Source organism: Thermocrispum sp. (genome assembly GCF_002919275.1).
Classification (GTDB): domain Bacteria; phylum Actinomycetota; class Actinomycetes; order Mycobacteriales; family Pseudonocardiaceae; genus Thermocrispum; species Thermocrispum agreste.
Genome location: NZ_PKFA01000025.1, coordinates 63,114 through 78,417, shown reverse-complemented (window position 1 = coordinate 78,417; position 15,304 = coordinate 63,114). Strand labels below are relative to the sequence as shown.

The 15,304-nt window shown below is 70.9% G+C and carries 13 protein-coding genes; 7 read left to right on the top strand and 6 right to left on the bottom strand.

All coding sequences use genetic code 11. The features are described 5' to 3' along the window. Nucleotides 1–602: 602 nt before the first annotated feature. Complete coding sequence (gene def / locus CXP56_RS06190; protein WP_028848139.1) at nt 603–1,103, top strand: peptide deformylase; 501 nt, start codon at nt 603–605, stop codon at nt 1,101–1,103. Nucleotides 1,104–2,021: 918 nt separating this feature from the next. Here def and CXP56_RS06185 read toward each other — a convergent pair. Further along, the gene (locus CXP56_RS06185; RefSeq protein ID WP_286900310.1) at nt 2,022–2,786 is read right to left on the bottom strand and encodes a maleylpyruvate isomerase N-terminal domain-containing protein; all 765 of its coding nucleotides are present in this window, start codon (nt 2,784–2,786) and stop codon (nt 2,022–2,024) included. Further along, nucleotides 2,786–3,307 (bottom strand): SAV_6107 family HEPN domain-containing protein, encoded by a 522-nt coding sequence (locus CXP56_RS06180; protein WP_156899240.1) that lies wholly within the window; start codon nt 3,305–3,307, stop codon nt 2,786–2,788. Before CXP56_RS06180 ends, CXP56_RS06185 begins: the two co-directional genes overlap by 1 nt. A gap of 226 nt (nt 3,308–3,533) precedes the next feature. Between CXP56_RS06180 and CXP56_RS06175 the strand changes: the two genes are divergently transcribed. Next, nucleotides 3,534–4,091, top strand: coding sequence for a GNAT family N-acetyltransferase (locus tag CXP56_RS06175; protein ID WP_028848137.1), 558 nt, complete (start codon nt 3,534–3,536; stop codon nt 4,089–4,091). Nucleotides 4,092–4,581: 490 nt separating this feature from the next. Here the strand turns inward: CXP56_RS06175 and CXP56_RS06170 are convergent, their stop codons facing one another. Continuing rightward, nucleotides 4,582–6,261 carry a DUF885 domain-containing protein gene (locus CXP56_RS06170; protein WP_038045078.1) on the bottom strand — a complete coding sequence of 560 codons (1,680 nt, stop codon included), beginning with the start codon at nt 6,259–6,261 and terminating at the stop codon, nt 4,582–4,584. 43 nt (nt 6,262–6,304) lie between these two features. Then, the gene (gene metF / locus CXP56_RS06165) at nt 6,305–7,189 is read right to left on the bottom strand and encodes a methylenetetrahydrofolate reductase [NAD(P)H] (protein ID WP_028848135.1); all 885 of its coding nucleotides are present in this window, start codon (nt 7,187–7,189) and stop codon (nt 6,305–6,307) included. Between the two features lie 126 nt (nt 7,190–7,315). Here metF and CXP56_RS06160 point away from each other — a divergent pair, with 126 nt between their 5' ends. Continuing rightward, nucleotides 7,316–8,395: a polyprenyl synthetase family protein gene (locus CXP56_RS06160; protein WP_286900304.1), complete on the top strand. Its 1,080-nt coding sequence runs from the start codon at nt 7,316–7,318 to the stop codon at nt 8,393–8,395. 46 nt (nt 8,396–8,441) lie between these two features. Continuing rightward, nucleotides 8,442–9,227 (top strand): LLM class F420-dependent oxidoreductase, encoded by a 786-nt coding sequence (locus tag CXP56_RS06155; protein ID WP_028848133.1) that lies wholly within the window; start codon nt 8,442–8,444, stop codon nt 9,225–9,227. Nucleotides 9,228–9,332: 105 nt separating this feature from the next. On the opposite strand, the gene CXP56_RS06150 is transcribed toward CXP56_RS06155, so the two are convergent. Further along, nucleotides 9,333–9,701, bottom strand: coding sequence for an Rv2175c family DNA-binding protein (locus CXP56_RS06150; RefSeq protein ID WP_028848132.1), 369 nt, complete (start codon nt 9,699–9,701; stop codon nt 9,333–9,335). 44 nt (nt 9,702–9,745) lie between these two features. Between CXP56_RS06150 and pknB the strand changes: the two genes are divergently transcribed. After that, nucleotides 9,746–11,695: a Stk1 family PASTA domain-containing Ser/Thr kinase gene (gene pknB / locus CXP56_RS06145; RefSeq protein WP_286900302.1), complete on the top strand. Its 1,950-nt coding sequence runs from the start codon at nt 9,746–9,748 to the stop codon at nt 11,693–11,695. 81 nt (nt 11,696–11,776) lie between these two features. Then, complete coding sequence (locus CXP56_RS06140) at nt 11,777–12,448, top strand: hypothetical protein (protein ID WP_286900301.1); 672 nt, start codon at nt 11,777–11,779, stop codon at nt 12,446–12,448. A gap of 118 nt (nt 12,449–12,566) precedes the next feature. Here CXP56_RS06140 and CXP56_RS06135 read toward each other — a convergent pair whose 3' ends face one another. Next, nucleotides 12,567–13,934 carry a class II 3-deoxy-7-phosphoheptulonate synthase gene (locus tag CXP56_RS06135; protein ID WP_051310227.1) on the bottom strand — a complete coding sequence of 456 codons (1,368 nt, stop codon included), beginning with the start codon at nt 13,932–13,934 and terminating at the stop codon, nt 12,567–12,569. A 419-nt stretch (nt 13,935–14,353) separates the two neighbouring features. Between CXP56_RS06135 and CXP56_RS06130 the strand changes: the two genes are divergently transcribed. Beyond that, nucleotides 14,354–15,286, top strand: a complete 933-nt coding sequence (locus CXP56_RS06130; protein ID WP_286900298.1) for an ABC transporter substrate-binding protein — start codon at nt 14,354–14,356, stop codon at nt 15,284–15,286. The last annotated feature ends 18 nt before the right edge of the window (nt 15,287–15,304 follow it).

Sequence of the window (15,304 nt, the reverse complement as noted above, 5' to 3'; positions counted from 1 at the left end):
CAACGCCACGGACCGCACCCGTCGTCGTGCCCGGCAGCAACGCCACGGACCGCACCCGTCGTCGTGCCCGGCAGCAACGCCACGGACCGCGCTCCCGGTCGTTCCGGACGGGGCAGGAGCAGGCTCTGGTGCTCGCGGGCAGGGGCGATGCGGAGCCAGTGGGCGGCTGGTGGATCGAACACGGACCGGATTGGCTGTTGTGGGCAGGCGACCAGCCGGCCTGCGGTCGTCTGCGGAAGCGCCCTGGTGGGCCGCCGACAGGACCTCGTTCCGACGCGGCACCGCCCCGGTGCTGGCCCGGGGTGGAATCCGGGAGCTGGCCCCGTGACCGATGCGGGGCACCTCGTGACCGATTGCGGGAGCTGGCCCCGTGACAGGTCCCGAAACCGGTCCCGTGACGTAGTGCGCGTGCTGGTCCCGTCAGGAACCGGTTGGCCCCGTCAGGAACCGGTTGGTTCCGTGATGGAATCGCGGTGCTGGTCCCGTAGCGGAATCCTGGCGAGGTTCCGGGTCGATCCCGGGTGCTGGTCCGGTGTGGGAGCTGTTGTCGACGCCGGCAGGTGCGCCGGTGTCGAGCGTGCGTCGCAGGGAACGGAGGAGCGGTGGCGATCAAGGAACTGCGGTACTTCGGAGATCCGGTGCTGAAGACCCCGTGTGAGCCCATCACGCGGTTCGACAGGAGCACCGAGGTCTTGGTGCGCGACCTGCTCGACACCGTCGACCAGCCGGGCCGGGCGGGCTTGGCCGCACCGCAGATCGGCGTCGGCCTGCGCGCGTTCAGCTACCGGGTCGGCAAGCAGCTGGGCTACGTGCTCAACCCGGAGCTGGTGGAAGTCTCCGACGACGTGCACGAGGTCGACGAAGGCTGCCTGTCGGTGCCGGAGCTGTGGTTTCCGGTGGTACGGGCCAAGCGCGCCGTGGTCCGGGGCGTGGACGTGCGCAACGAACCAGTCACCATCGCCGGGGAGGGCTTGCTGGCGCAGTGCTTGCAGCACGAGACCGATCATCTGGACGGCAAGCTCTACCTGGACCGGCTGGCCCCGGAACAGCGGAAAAAGGCCTTCCGGATGTGCCGCGAATCGACGTGGTTCTGGCGACGGTGAGCCGGGCGGCCCGGTTTATTGTCGGCGACGGTGAGCCGGGCGGCCCGGTTTCGGGGGAACCGGGCTGTGAGCAGGATGTGGTGGCTCTGCGGCATCGGGCCGGAGCACCGGCACGGCTCAGACGAGCGGGACAAGATCGGCGTACAGAGCGAACGCGCTGGTGAGATACGCGGGATACCGGTGAGGTGAGGTACGCGGGAGGCAGGTCCGCCGCTGGCCGGCCTGCAGCCGACGCGCGCCAGCCACGCGGGCCGACAGCCAGGCGGGTCAGCCGCACCAGGCCGAGAGCCACATGGGTCAACCGCACCAAGCGGACGGCCAACAGGCGTCAGCCGCGACGAACCGACTGCCGGGGGCGTCAGCCACGCCGAGCCGACAGCCAGACAGGCACCAGCCACGCCAAGCCGACAGCCAGGCGGGCGTCAACCGTCCAAACCGCCAACCAAGCGGGCACCAGCCACAGCAAGCCGACAGCCAGACAGGCGCAAGCCGCGCCGAGCCGGCGGCCGGCTGGGCGTCACGCAGGGTCGACGGCAGCGGGCCTCGCCCGGCAAGAACCGCCCGCGGAGCCCAGTCGACGACCATTCCTCACGGGCGTCGGAGTGGCAGCCGCGCCGCATCGGGGGCTGGGTCGGCAATGACGCCCCTGGCGAGTCCGCAACTTCGGGCGACTCGGCCGACGAAAACAAACCAGGACGCCCGGCAAACCAGGACGCCCGGCAGACCGGACGTTGGCCGGCCCTGCGGCCGATGGGATCGGCTGGCCGGCAGGACCATGGCCCGGCCGCCCCGGCAGCTCGGCCACCACGCCCCGGCACCTCGGCCACGTCCTGCCCACTCGGCGCACGTGCGGCTCGGCCAGCACTCTGCCACTCGGTGAGCCTCATGCACCCGCTCGGCACGTGGCCGACCGAACCCTCACCGAGTGGCCAGCCGAAGCAGCGCCCACAGCTGGGCGACGGCGTCCTCGTCCCCCTCCGTGGTCACCGCACCGGTCGGCACTCGCCCCCACAGCCACAGGTACAGCCGCATCGCGGTACCCGTCACGCGCGCGTCGGCCCCTGCCACCTCGTCCGCGTCCGCGCGCCACGCGGCCGTGGCCGACGGGCCGGCCCTGGTCATCCAGTGCCGATCGCCCACGCTGATGCCCACCGTGCCAGCCCGCGTCCCGGACACCCCGAGGACCCCGAGACGATGGCCGTACCACAAGGTCAGCACCTCGTCGATACCGTCGACCGCCACGTCCTCGGCGACCTCGGTGACGTCCTTTTCCGCCGCGCTCTCCACGTCCGTGCGATGCACCGTCGTCTCGTGCGCCATGCGCCTGCGCCAGAATCCGGCCGTGGTGTCCTCCGGCCACCAGGTGCCCGCAGGCTCATGCGGATCCCGCCTCGCCAGCTCCTCGGCCAGTTCCGCATAACTTTCCCGCAGATACTGCTGCACCGGCTCACCACGCGCGGGCTCCCGCTGCCACTCGGTCGGCCGTTCACCGGTTCGCAACCACGCCACGACCATCCGATACACCGAGCCGACATGCCGGACCGTCTCGGCGAGCGTCAGCCCAGGCACCGCAGGTACACGCGCATCCGGGCGGGCGCCCGAGGAGGCATCCACCAGCAATTCGACTTCGACCCCCAGCACATCGAGCAGCCGCCCGTGCTCGACGAGAACCTTCTTCGACATCAGGCGGACCGCAGGTCTCGCTGCGCCGGGACACGCACCGCGGCGCTTTCGCCCGGCACCACCCTGCGCTGACCAGCACGCCGGACACCGCGCGCACGCACACCCTGCGGCGGGCCCGCATACACCGCGCGCGTGGCCAGCTCGGTGAACTGGCCCGCCTGCCGCACCAGATCGTCGGCCGTGCGCCGGCTGATCCGGCCGCTGATGCCCGCCTGCGCGGCATCGTGCAGACCGGAGTGCGCGGCGAAGAACCTCGCCCACTCGGCCAGCTCGGGCGCGGAGACCTCCAACAGCACCCAGCTGCTGGCCGGCTTCGCCCGCCCCCGGTGCGGCCTGCCACGCGCCACCAGCACGGCGGCGGCCGCTCGCAGCGCCGCGGCATAGGCCGCGGTGAACCGCTCGGCGGGCTTGTCGGCCCACTCCGCATCGCCCAGCGTCCGCCTGGCCTGCGCCAGCAACGAACGCGCCATCGGGGCGACCGGGGCGCCGGGCGAGGGCTGCCGGGCCATGGTGCCAGCCATGCTGCTCCCCTCCACTCCTTCGTCGGCGGACCGCGAAGCGAATGCCCGGCGGCGCTTCCCCGATCGCCGCCGGGCCACACCCGAGACCGCTTCCGAACACATGTTCGAACACTGGGAACATTAGCACATATGTTCGAAGGCGGGCAACAGCCCGGTCCGGCAAAAGTGTCCTCGTCAGCGCGTTCGCGATTAGACTTCTCACCGAGAGCGAGGGAGGGAGGCGGTCGTGACAACGATGCCCTCGCGCACCGTCCGCTACGTCGAACTCACGCCCGCCGAGTTCCGGCAGCGGCTGCCCGAATCACTCGATCTCTACGTGCAGGCCATGCGCTACCCGCCGGGCACGGCCGAGCAGCGTGCCCCGATGTGGCTGGCGCACATGCTGCGCGAGGGCTGGCGCAACGTGACCGCCCTCGACGCCGAAGGAACCATGATCGGCCTGGCCTACGGCTATCGCGGCCGACCTGGGCAGTGGTGGCACGAGCAGGTCCGCGCCGGGCTGATGGCCCGTGGCGAGCCGACCGACCCCCTCGACGACTACTTCGAGCTCACCGAGCTGCACGTGCGGCCGGACAGCCAGGGCAGCGGAATCGGCGAGGAGCTGGTGCGCACCCTGCTGGCGGATCAGCGGCAGCCGAGGGTGCTGCTGTCCACCCCGGAGGGCCCCAGCAGAGCCTGGCGCCTGTATCGCCGCCTCGGCTTCACCGACGTGCTCCGGCACTACCGGTTCGCAGGCGACCCGCGGCCGTTCGCCGTCCTCGGCCGCAGCCTCCCCCTCGACTGACGCGACCCGGCGAACACCGCAGAACGCCGCCAGGGCGAGCGCATGCCGGCTCCGGCAAGGCCGGACCAAGAGCGCGGACCGTGATCGCACCCGGAACGCCCCTGCCGGACACTGTGCGCTGAACGACTCGGTCGGACACCGCGCGCCGAACGGCCGGAGTCACGACCCGGCGGTCAGGGCACGACCCGGCAGCCGCCGGAAAGGTGGTCCTCCGACTTTGGCTCGGGCGTCGGCGCCGGAGCGGACCGCCAGCACCACCGACGGAGCCGGGCACAACAGGGCACGACGTGACAGCACCAGAGCGACCGCCGAGCTGAAGCCCGCACGACAAACCAGGCACGGACCAGGGCAGGACCGGCCAGCACGCCACGGGGCCGAGCCGCGGCGGACCATGGACGCGCATCGGTACCAGGCGGCCGGCCAATGCTCCGGACCGGAGGCTCGCCAGGGCCCACGGCGAGGCACGACCACCAGTGCCGCACGGCCGGAGTCAGTACAACGCGGCCAGCTGCTCGCGCAACGTGTCCAGCCCCATCCCACCCAGGCGCAACGCCCTGGTGTGGAACTCCTTCAGGTCGAACGCCGCCCCGGCCCGCCGCCGGGCGTCCTCGCGGGCGGCCAGCCACAGCCGCTCGCCGATCTTGTACGCGGGCGCCTGGCCCGGCCAGCCCAGGTAGCGGTCGATCTCGTCCCGCACGTGCGCCGGGTCGGTGATCGTCCGGGTGAGCATGAACTCCAGGCCGAGATCCGGCGTCCACCGCTCGCCTTCGTGGAATCCCGTGCCCCGCGGGATCTCCAGCTCCAGGTGCATCCCGATGTCCACGATCACCCGCGCGGCCCGGAACAGCTGCCCGTCCAGCATGCCGAGCAGGTTGCCGTCGTCCTCCAGAAAGCCCAGGTCGCGCATGAGCAGCTCGGCGTACAACGCCCAGCCCTCGGCCAGTCCGGACGTGGTGCTCATCAGCCGCTGGAACCGGTTCAGCGACTTCTCGTACACGCTGGTGCCGATCTGCAGGTGATGCCCGGGCACGCCCTCGTGGTAGACCACGCTCAGCTCACGCCACGTGCTGAATTCCTCCCGGTCGGCCGGGATGGACCACCACATCCTGCCGGGCCTGCTGAAGTCCTCCGACGGCCCGGTGTAGTACGCGCCGACCGACCCTCCCGGCGGTGCGATCAGGCATTCCAGCCGGGTCAGCTCGCCGGGGATCTCGAAGTGCGTACCCTGCAGCGCCCGCACCGCCTCGTCGGAGTGCTGCTGCATCCACTGCTGAAACGCGTCCTGGCCGACCACGCGATAGCGCGGGTCGGCATCCAGCGCTTCGGCCACCTCGGCCAGCGAACCCCCCGGCTTGATGCGCTGACCGATCTGGCGCATTTCCCGCTCGAGCTCGGCGAACTCGTGCCAGCCCCACTCGTAGGCCTCCTCCAGGTCCACCGCGGAGCCGAGGAACACCCGCGACCACAGCGCGTACTCGTCCCTGCCGACCGCGTCGGTGCTCCTGGCCACCGGCGCCAGCTCGGCACGCAGGAACCCGGCGAACTCGGCGTAGGCCTCCTGCGCTTCCGCGCACCGGCGCTCCACCTCGCGGCGCAATGCTTCGTCGATCGACGCGCCTGCCGCCGCCGACGCCAGCTTCTGGAAGTAGCCCTCGGAACCGTGGAGGCCAGCCCACACCTCGCACTGCTCGGCGACCTTGGCAACCTGGCGCAGCGCAGGCGCACGACCGCGATCGAGGGCTTCCAGCAGCGATGCCCGGTACCCGGCGAGCGCGGCAGGCACCGCGTGCAACCGGGCGGCGATGGCTTGCCAGTCCTCCGCGGTCCGTTGTGGCATCAGGTCGAACACCATGCGGATCTCGTGCGCCGGGCTGGCGATGGTGTTCAGCGGCGCCAGATCCAGGTTCGCCTCGTGCAGCTCGACGGCCAGCCCCACCCGCTCGGTGAACACGGCTTTGGCCACCCGCTCGGAGTCGTCCGCCGGCTCCGCTGCGCGGACCGCCGCCAACGCGCGGCGAGCCAATTCGGCGCGCTGGGCCACGCCGTCCGGCGAGTAGTCGGTCAGCTTGTCGTCGTGGCCCGGGATCCCCAGCGACGTGGCTTCCACTGGGTGAGCCGCGGCGAACTCGTCGACGAAGGTGTTGCAGGTGTCGTGGATGCCCTCTGCCATGCCCGGCAGGCTACCTCCGCAGGCAACCGTCCGCGGCCACGACTCACGCCCGGACCGGAACCAGGCCGAGCCGGGTCACCACTTCCCTGGTCGCCTTGGACCGGTTGAACGTGTAGAAGTGCAGGTTCGGCACGCCCTCGGCGAGCAGCCGCTCGCACAGCTCGGTGGTCACGTCCAGCCCTTCGGCCCGGAACGCCTTCTTGTCGTCGGCCAGCGGCTCCAGCCTGCGCAGCAGCCACTCCGGGGCGGGCGCGCCGGACAGCTCGATCGTCTTGTGCAGCGTCCGCGGCGTGGTCAGCGGCATCACGCCGGGCAGCAGCGGCGCATCCACCCCCGCGGCGGCCAGCCTGTCCCGCAGCCGGAGGAAGTCGTCGGCCTCGTGGAACAACTGGGCGATGGCGAACTCCGCCCCCGCCTGGAACTTGCGCACCAGGTAGCGGGTGTCGGTCTGCAGATCCGGCGAGTGCGGATGCCCGTACGGGAAGGCCGACACCCCGACGCAGAAATCACCGAGCGAACGGATCAGCTCGACGAGTTCGTAGGCGTAGTTCAGCCCCTCCGGGTGCGGCACCCACTCACCGTGGATGTCCCCCGGCGGGTCGCCACGCAGCGCCAGCACGTTCCGCACCCCGACCGCGGCGTAGTGGCCGATCACGTTGCGCAGCTCGGCCACCGAGTGGTCCACCGCCGTCAGGTGCGCCATCGGCACCAGCGTGGTCTCCTGCGCCACCCTGGCGATGCTGCGGATGGTGCCGTCGCGCTTGCTCCCGCCCGCGCCGTAGGTGATCGACATGTAGGCCGGGTCGAACGATTCGAGCTCGCGGATCGACCGCCACAGGATCGCCTCCTCCTCGGCGTCACGGGGCGGGAAGAACTCCACCGAGAACGTGGGTGCCTCGCCGGAGATTCTGGACAGCACCGAGCTCATGTACACAGAGTAACAATCGTCCGCAGACCGGGAATTGTTCCCAAGATCCGGGAGAAAGCTCCCGCAACCGAGCCCACACACCGCCCCGCACGCGCATGTGCACCGGCGACGACGGACGATAGGCGCGTGACAGACACCGACCTGCCCGCAGCCGTCCAGCGCGTCCTCGAGCACTACCTCGCCCGAGCGGCCGGCGACCTCGCCGAGAAGTACCAGCCGTTCGGCGAGGCGGTGGCGGCGCTGCGCGCGTTCGTGCTCAACGGGGGCAAGCGCCTGCGGCCGACCTTCGCCTGGTGGGGCTGGCGGGCGGCAGGTGGCGCCGCGGACGGCCCGGCGGCCGAAGGGGCGCTGCACGCGGCGGCGTCGCTGGAGCTGATCCAAGCCTGTGCCCTCATCCACGACGACTTGATGGACGCCTCGGCGATCCGCCGCGGGGCGCCCACGGTTCATGTCGCGTTCGCCACCAAGCACCGGCAACAGCGCTGGCTGGGCACCGCCGAGGGGTTCGGGCTCGCAGCCGCCGTGCTGATCGGCGACCTGGCCCTGGTGTGGGCGGACGACATGTTCGCCGCCGCGGACCTTCCCGCGGACGCGCTCGCCGCGGCCCGCCCGGTGTGGGAAGCGATGCGCACCGAGGTCCTGGCCGGCCAGTACCTCGACGTCCACACGCAAGCCACCGGCGACGCCAGCCCGGAAGCCGCCCTGCGGGTCAGCGAACTGAAGACCGCCGCCTACACGGTGGCACGCCCGCTGGAGCTGGGAGCCAGGCTGGCCGGTGCGGCCGACGACCTCACCACCGCCCTGCGGTCGTTCGGCACCGACATCGGGGTGGCGTTCCAGCTGCGCGACGACCTGCTCGGCGTCTTCGGCGATCCCGAGGTCACCGGCAAACCGGCAGGCGACGACCTGCGCGAGGGCAAGCGGACGCTGCTGGTGGCACTCGGCATCGAGCGAGCCCGCGACCAGGACGACGAGGGCGCCGTGGAAGCCATCACCCAGGCGATCGGCAACCCCGAGCTGACCCACGACGTGCTGCAGCGTGCCCGGCGGGCCCTCGTCGACGTCGGCGCGGTCGAGGCGGTCGAGCACCGCATCGCCGAACTCACCGAACGCGCCCTGAACACCCTGGCCGCGGCAGGCATCGGCGAGCCGGCGGCCACCGAACTGACCAAGCTTGCCCATGCCGCCACACAACGGCGCCGATGAAGCGGAACTTGATCACCACCCCACATCGCGCGCGTACGGTGAAAACATGACGCCTACCCCCAACAAGCCGATTCGCATCGCGCTGCAGATCCACCCGCAGCACGCCGACTACGCCGACATCCGCCGCGCGGCGCAGGAAGCCGAGGACCTGGGCGCCGACATTCTGTACACGTGGGACCACTTCTATCCGCTTTACGGCGACCCGGACGGCAAGCACTTCGAGTGCTGGACCATGCTCGCCGCGTGGGCGGAGAGCACGTCCCGTGCCGAGTTCGGCGCGCTGGTGACCTGCAACAGCTACCGGAACCCGGACCTGCTGGCCGACATGGCGCGCACCGTCGACCACATCAGCGGCGGCAGGCTCATCCTGGGCATCGGCGCCGGATGGTTCGAGAAGGACTACACCGAGTACGGCTACGAGTTCGGCACGGCGGGCAGCAGGCTGAACGACCTGCGGGAGGCCCTGCCCCGCATCGAGAAGCGGCTGAGCAAGCTCAACCCGCCGCCGACCAGGCGTATCCCGCTGCTCATCGCGGGCGGTGGGGAGCGCAAGACGCTGCGCATGGTCGCCGAACGCGCCGACATCTGGCACGTGATCGGTGACGTGGACGTCGTGGAGCGCAAGAGCCGCATCCTCGACGAGCACTGTGCCGCGGTCGGGCGGGACCCGAACGAGATCGAACGCGCGGTGTTCGTCCGGGGTGAACCTGGCGACAACGCGGAGAAGCTGCTGCAGCTCGGCGTCACTCAGTTCGTCCCGCAGACCACCGGCCCGGACATGGACCTGTCCACGCTGCGCACCTGGCTGAAGTGGCGGGACTCGATCAGCTGAACCGGACGGCGGGCCGGACGTTTCCACCGAAGAACGTGACCGCGCCGCCGGGTGTCTGCCGTGACCACCCGGCGGCGCGGCCGTGTGGACCTCGAACGTGCCGGACTAGAACGCCAGCGCCTGGGCGCGCCGCTTGACCTCGGTGCCGTGGTTGGTGCGCAGCGCGTTGATCGGCGTGACGCCCGGCAGGCTTTCGTCCGCCGCGAACAACCAGCGCAGCATCTCGGTGGGGGTGAATCCGGCGTCGGCAAGCACCGTGAGCGTGCCTGCCAACCCCTTGACCGGGCCGTGGTCGCCGACGAAGTCCGCCGGGATGACCACTTCGCCGTCCCGCTTGATCGCGATCAGCTGCCCGTCGCGCAGCAACTGGCGCAGTTTTCCTGCGGAGATTCCGAGTTTCGCGGCTGCTTCGTCAAACCCGATGACCTCGACTTCCTCACCCAGCACGTCATCGGCGATTGGTATCGCTCCCACGGTGTCAGCGTGCCACAGTCGGCCCCCGGATACCATCGGCAGCTGTGACTGGACGGGACGCCACCCTCGTGGGGGCATTGCTCGATCATCGCTACCTGGTGACCGGATTGCTCGCACGCGGTGGCATGTCGACCGTCTACCGCGGGATGGACACCCGGCTGCAGCGGCCGGTGGCCATCAAGGTCATGCACCAGCAGTACGCCGCCGACCGCAGCTGGGCTCAGCGTTTCCAGCGTGAAGCGCTCGCGACGGCCAGGCTCCAGCATCCGAACGTCGTCGGGGTCTACGACCAGGGCGTCGACTACCGCGGCGACCAGGCCCACGCGTTCCTGGTGATGGAGCTGGTCGACGGCGGAACGCTGCGCGATCTGCTGGACGAACGCGGCGCCCTGCCGCCCGCGCTGGCGGTGTCGATCACCGAACAGGTGCTGGCCGGACTGGCGGCGGCGCATCGGGCCGGCCTGGTGCACCGCGACGTCAAGCCGGAGAACGTGCTGCTCGGCCACGGCGCAGGCCACACCGAGGACCCCGGCCAGGGATCGGTCAAGGTCGTCGACTTCGGCCTGGTACGGGCGATCGCCGGAGCGGGCACGACCAGTTCCAGCGTGATCCTCGGAACGGTCGCCTACCTGTCGCCCGAGCAGGTGGAGACCGGCGAGGCCAGCGAACGCAGCGACGTCTACTCGACCGGCCTGCTGCTCTACGAGATGCTCACCGGCAAGCCGGCGTTCTCCGGTGACACCGCCCTGTCGGTGGCCTATCAGCACGTCAACACGGACGTGCCCAGCCCGCGGGCGATGAACCCGGAGATCCCGGCGGTGTTGGACGAACTGGTCGTCCGGGCGACCCGGCGGGATCCGCGGCTGCGCCCGAAGGACGCCGCGGAGTTCCTGACCGAGCTGCGCCGGGCGCGCGCCGAGGCCGGCCTTCCGGTGGTGCCGGTACCCGCCGTCCCGCCCCCGAACGGCGGTGACCCGTCGGCCGATGCGACCGTCCCGGCGATGAACCCGGTGCGCGTCCCCTCCCCCAAGGACACGCTGCTGCAGTCGTCCGTCCTGCGCGACGCCCGGCCGCCCGCCGACACCGCATCGTCCCGGCCGCGCCGCATCGCCCCGCTGCGGGTCGCGTGGTGGAGCGCGGTCGCGCTGCTGGTGGCCGGCTTGGTGGCGGTCGGTGTGTGGGTCTTCGTCCAGGCCGGTTCGACGGTACAGGTGCCCGACCTCGCGGGAATGACCCGCGACCGCGCGACGCAGGCGCTGCAGACCGCCGAGCTGCAGGCAAAGTTCGTCGAGCAGCGGCACAACACCATCGCCGCGGGCCTGGTCATCGAGACCCGGCCGGCGGCGGGCACCGAGGTGCAGGCCGGGGACACCGTCACGGTGCTGATCTCGGCGGGCAAGCCCGTCGTGCCGGACATCGCCGAAGGCGCCTCCCGGGAGGAAGCCGAACAGGCCATCAAGGCGGTGCAGCTGAAACCGGTGCACGACGAGGCGACCGACGAGTTCCATCCGTCGGTGCCGGAGGGCGCGGTGATCCGGGTGCAGCCCAAGCCGGGCACCACGCTCGACATCGGCGACGAGGTCACCCTGGTGCTGTCCAAGGGCCCGCCGCCGACGCCGGTACCGGACGTGACCGGCCTGCCCAAGGAGGAGGCGTTCCAGAAGCTGAAGGATGCCGGGTTCCACCCGGTCGACGGCGGCACGGAGTTCTCTGCGGATCTCGACGCGGGCATGGTCGTCCGCACCGAACCTGCCGCGGGCGCGACGCCGACGGACACCACGGTGAAGGTGGTCGTGTCCAACGCCGTCCCGGTGCCGAACCTGGTGGCCAAACCGGTGAAGGAAGCTCGCCAGCTCCTCGGTCAGCTCGGCCTCAAGCTGGAGGTCGTCCAGGGACGCGGGAAGGGCAGGCTGTCGCTGATCTACGCGCAGGAGCCCCGCCCGGGCGGGCGGGTCGAACCCGGCGGGACCGTCCGGGTGAAGACCATCCCGTGACGCGACCCCTGGTACGGCGGTGAATCCGGCGAGTTTCCGGCGCCGCCGGTGCGGGTATGCCTCCGTGACAAGGAGGCCGTGATGGACACATCAACCGTCGTTTGGATCATCGTGGCGGTGCTGGTCGTGCTGGCCCTCGCCGCGGTGCTGGCAATGCTCGCCCGGCGTTCCCGGGAACGCCGGACACACCAGCGGCACGAGGAAGCCGTGCAGCAACAGCGCGAAGCCGAGCAACGCGCGGTCGAGGCGCGCCGCAAGGACGCGGACGCCGCCGAACTGCGGGCCAAGGCGCTGCGTCAGCAGGCCGACGCGGACGCGATGCGGCAACGTGCCGAGCAAGACCTCGCGATGTCCGAACACGAAGCAGCACGGGCGGATGCCGAGCGCAGAGCGGCCGCCGAACAACACGCCAAGGCGCGCAAGGTGCTGCCGGACGACTACGACGCGCCCGGGGCCACACCAGTGCGGCAGCACGCCGACGCAGCCGAGACCACGGAAGGCACACCGGTGGAGCAGCGCACCGGCGCGGAGCCGGGGCCGAACCGGGACTGGCACGACCCCCAGCCGCCGCCGAGCGGCACAGCGGGAAGCCGGCCCGGCGAGGCAGGCAGCCGGCCAGGCGGGGGCGGGCCGACGGCCGATCAGCCCGGCTACGACCCGGACCCGAAGACGGTCCCGCACGGCACACCACAGGTGAACCCGCACACGATGCCGCCGCAGCAGACCGGACAGCCCGGCTGGCCCAGCCACTGACGGCTCCGGCCCGCACGGAAAACGGCGTGGAAAGCGGCGTGGGCGCGCACCGCATGTGCGGTCACCCACGCCGTTTCCGCGTGTCCGTCGTGGGTACGTGCCCGGCGATCCGCCGACGTCAGTTGCGCAGCATCTCCGCGACGAGGAAGGCCAGCTCCAGCGACTGCTGGGTGTTCAGCCGCGGGTCGCACGCCGTCTCGTAGCGGTCGGACAGGTCCAGGTCGGAGATGTCCTGCGCACCGCCCAGGCACTCGGTCACGTTCTCGCCGGTCAGCTCCACGTGGATGCCGCCGGGGTAGCTGCCCAGCGCGCGGTGCACCTCGAAGAAGCCCTGGACCTCGTCCACGATCCGGTCGAAGTGCCGCGTCTTGTAGCCGTTGGACGACTCGTGGGTGTTGCCGTGCATCGGGTCGCACTGCCAGACGACCTTGTGCCCGGACGCCTCCACCTTCTCCACGATGGGCGGGAGCACGTCGCGCACCTTGTTGTTGCCCATACGCGAGATCAGCGTCAGCCTGCCCGGTTCGTTGTACGGGTCGAGCCGCTCGACGTACTCGACCGCCTGCTCGGGCGTGGTCGTCGGGCCGATCTTCACCCCGATCGGGTTGGCCATGATCTCGGCGAACGCGATGTGCGCGCCGTCCAGCTGGCGGGTGCGCTCGCCGATCCACAGGAAGTGCGCCGACAGGTTGTACAGCTTGGCGTCGGGGTCGCCCGGCCGGTCGAGCCGCAGCATCGCCCGTTCGTAGTCCAGCAGCAGCGCCTCGTGACTGGCGAAGATCTCGGTCGAGTGCAGCGACGTGTCCTGCACCCCGCAGGCCGCCATGAACCGCAGGCCACGGTCGATCTCGTCGGCCAGCGCCTCGTAGCGCTCCCCCGCGGGCGAGGTGCGCACGAAGTCCTTGTTCCAGTTGTGTACCTGGGCCAGGTCCGCCATGCCCGCGGCAGTGAGCGCACGGACCAGGTTCATCGCCGCCGCCGAATTGGCGTAGGCGCGGATCATCCTGCCCGGGTCGGGCACCCGCAGCTTGGCGTCCGGGGTCAGCGAGTTGACGATGTCACCGCGGTAGACCGGCAACCCGAGCGAGTCGGTGGGGTTGGAACGCGGCTTGGCGTACTGGCCCGCGATCCGTCCCACCTTCACCACCGGCAGGCTGGCCCCGTAGGTCAGCACGACCGCCATCTGCAGCAGCGTGCGCAGGTTCGCCCTGATGTGCGGCTCGGTGTTGGACTCGAACGTCTCGGCGCAGTCCCCGCCCTGCAGCAGAAACGCCTCACCACGGGCCACCGCGGCCAGGCGCCTGCGCAGCCGGTCGATCTCGGCAGGGACGGCGATCGGCGGCGCCGACTCCAGCACCGTCCGTACCCGGACCACCGCCTCGTGGTCCGGCCACTCCGGCTGCTGCGCGGCGGGCTTGGCCAGCGCCTCGTCCAGCTTCTCGCGCAGCTCGGGCGGCAGCGGAGGCAGCGACGGGAGATTCTCCATCGAGACGTCGACAGTCCAGTTCACGGACCCATCGTATCGGCAGGGAGAACCGGCGATCCGGCCAGCCACCTCGGACGACACCGGGGTGCGGCGCGCGGCACACACCCCGCCCCAGGCGCCGGGATGTTACCGAGACCTCACGGCCCGGCCCACCCGAAATCGCCTCGCGCGCTGGTAATGTCCGGAATCGGCCGCATCCGCGGCCACCGGGATGGTTCAGCGAAGTCCGGTGCGAGTCCGGCGCTGTGCCGCAACTGTGATCGGCGGTTCCTACCAAGCCGCCGTAAGCCAGGTCGCCTGTCCATCTCGGGGCAAGTCCCACCCCCGGCGCAGGGGTGCGGTGCCACCTGCGAAGCAGGACTCCGCAGCTCGGCCGGCCGAGCACGAGGGTTACTCGAGTGAGGTCACATCGTTGGTCGATGCGCCGCGTCGCCGCGGCCGTATCCGTTCTCGCACTGACAATCGCCGGATGTGCCGACCGGGAAGGGGATTCCCGCTCGGCATCCGCCGCCGACAGCGGCTTCCCGCTGACCGTCACCACACCGGACGGCGGCAAACTCACCCTGGAGAGCAAGCCCGAGCGCATCGTGTCGCTGTCCCCCACCGCGACCGAAATGCTCTACGCGGTCGGCGCAGGTGACCAGGTGGTCGCCGTCGACGACCAGTCGAACTATCCGAAGGACGCTCCGCGCACCAAACTGTCCGGGCTGACCCCGAGCCCGGACAAGATCAGCGACTACGCGCCGGATCTGGTGGTGGTCGACAACGACGTGGACAACTTGTCGGCCACGCTGGACAAGATCGGCACCAAGACGCTGATCCTGCCCGCCGCCAAGACGCTCGACGACGCCTACGCGCAGTTCGAGCTGGTCGGCAAGGTCACCGGGCACCCGGACGAGGGCAAAGACCTGGCCGACCGCACCAAGCGGGAGATCGAGAAGATCGTCGCGGACGCGCCGAAGCCCGCCGACCCGCTGACCTACTACCACGAGCTGGACCAGACCTACTACACGGTGACGTCGGAGACGTTCATCGGCCAGGTGTACGCGCTGTTCGGGCTGCGCAACATCGCCGACGGCGACGACCCGTCCGCGCACGGCGGCTACCCGCAGCTGTCCGCGGAGAAGATCATCGAGGCCGACCCGGACCTGATCTTCCTCGCCGACACCATCTGCTGCGGGCAGAGCCCGGAGACGGTGCGCAAGCGCCCCGGCTGGGACACCCTGACCGCGGTCCGCAACGGCCACATCATCGCGCTGGACGACGACATCGCCTCGCGGTGGAGTCCACGCATCGTCGACCTGGTCCGCACCATTGCCGACGCGGTGGAGAAAGTCGAGGGCGCTGGGTGACGACCCGTCCCGTGACCC

Excerpts from the sequence above, each read along its gene's own strand:
- CXP56_RS06180 (WP_156899240.1), bottom strand. The coding sequence starts at position 3,307 with ATGGCTGGCACCATGGCCCGGCAGCCCTCGCCCGGCGCCCCGGTCGCC.
- metF (WP_028848135.1), bottom strand. The coding sequence starts at position 7,189 with ATGAGCTCGGTGCTGTCCAGAATCTCCGGCGAGGCACCCACGTTCTCG.
- CXP56_RS06130 (WP_286900298.1), top strand. The coding sequence starts at position 14,354 with ATGCGCCGCGTCGCCGCGGCCGTATCCGTTCTCGCACTGACAATCGCC.
- CXP56_RS06155 (WP_028848133.1), top strand. The coding sequence starts at position 8,442 with ATGACGCCTACCCCCAACAAGCCGATTCGCATCGCGCTGCAGATCCAC.
- CXP56_RS06135 (WP_051310227.1), bottom strand. The coding sequence starts at position 13,934 with ATGGAGAATCTCCCGTCGCTGCCTCCGCTGCCGCCCGAGCTGCGCGAG.
- CXP56_RS06170 (WP_038045078.1), bottom strand. The coding sequence starts at position 6,261 with ATGGCAGAGGGCATCCACGACACCTGCAACACCTTCGTCGACGAGTTC.
- CXP56_RS06140 (WP_286900301.1), top strand. The coding sequence starts at position 11,777 with ATGGACACATCAACCGTCGTTTGGATCATCGTGGCGGTGCTGGTCGTG.
- CXP56_RS06185 (WP_286900310.1), bottom strand. The coding sequence starts at position 2,786 with ATGTCGAAGAAGGTTCTCGTCGAGCACGGGCGGCTGCTCGATGTGCTG.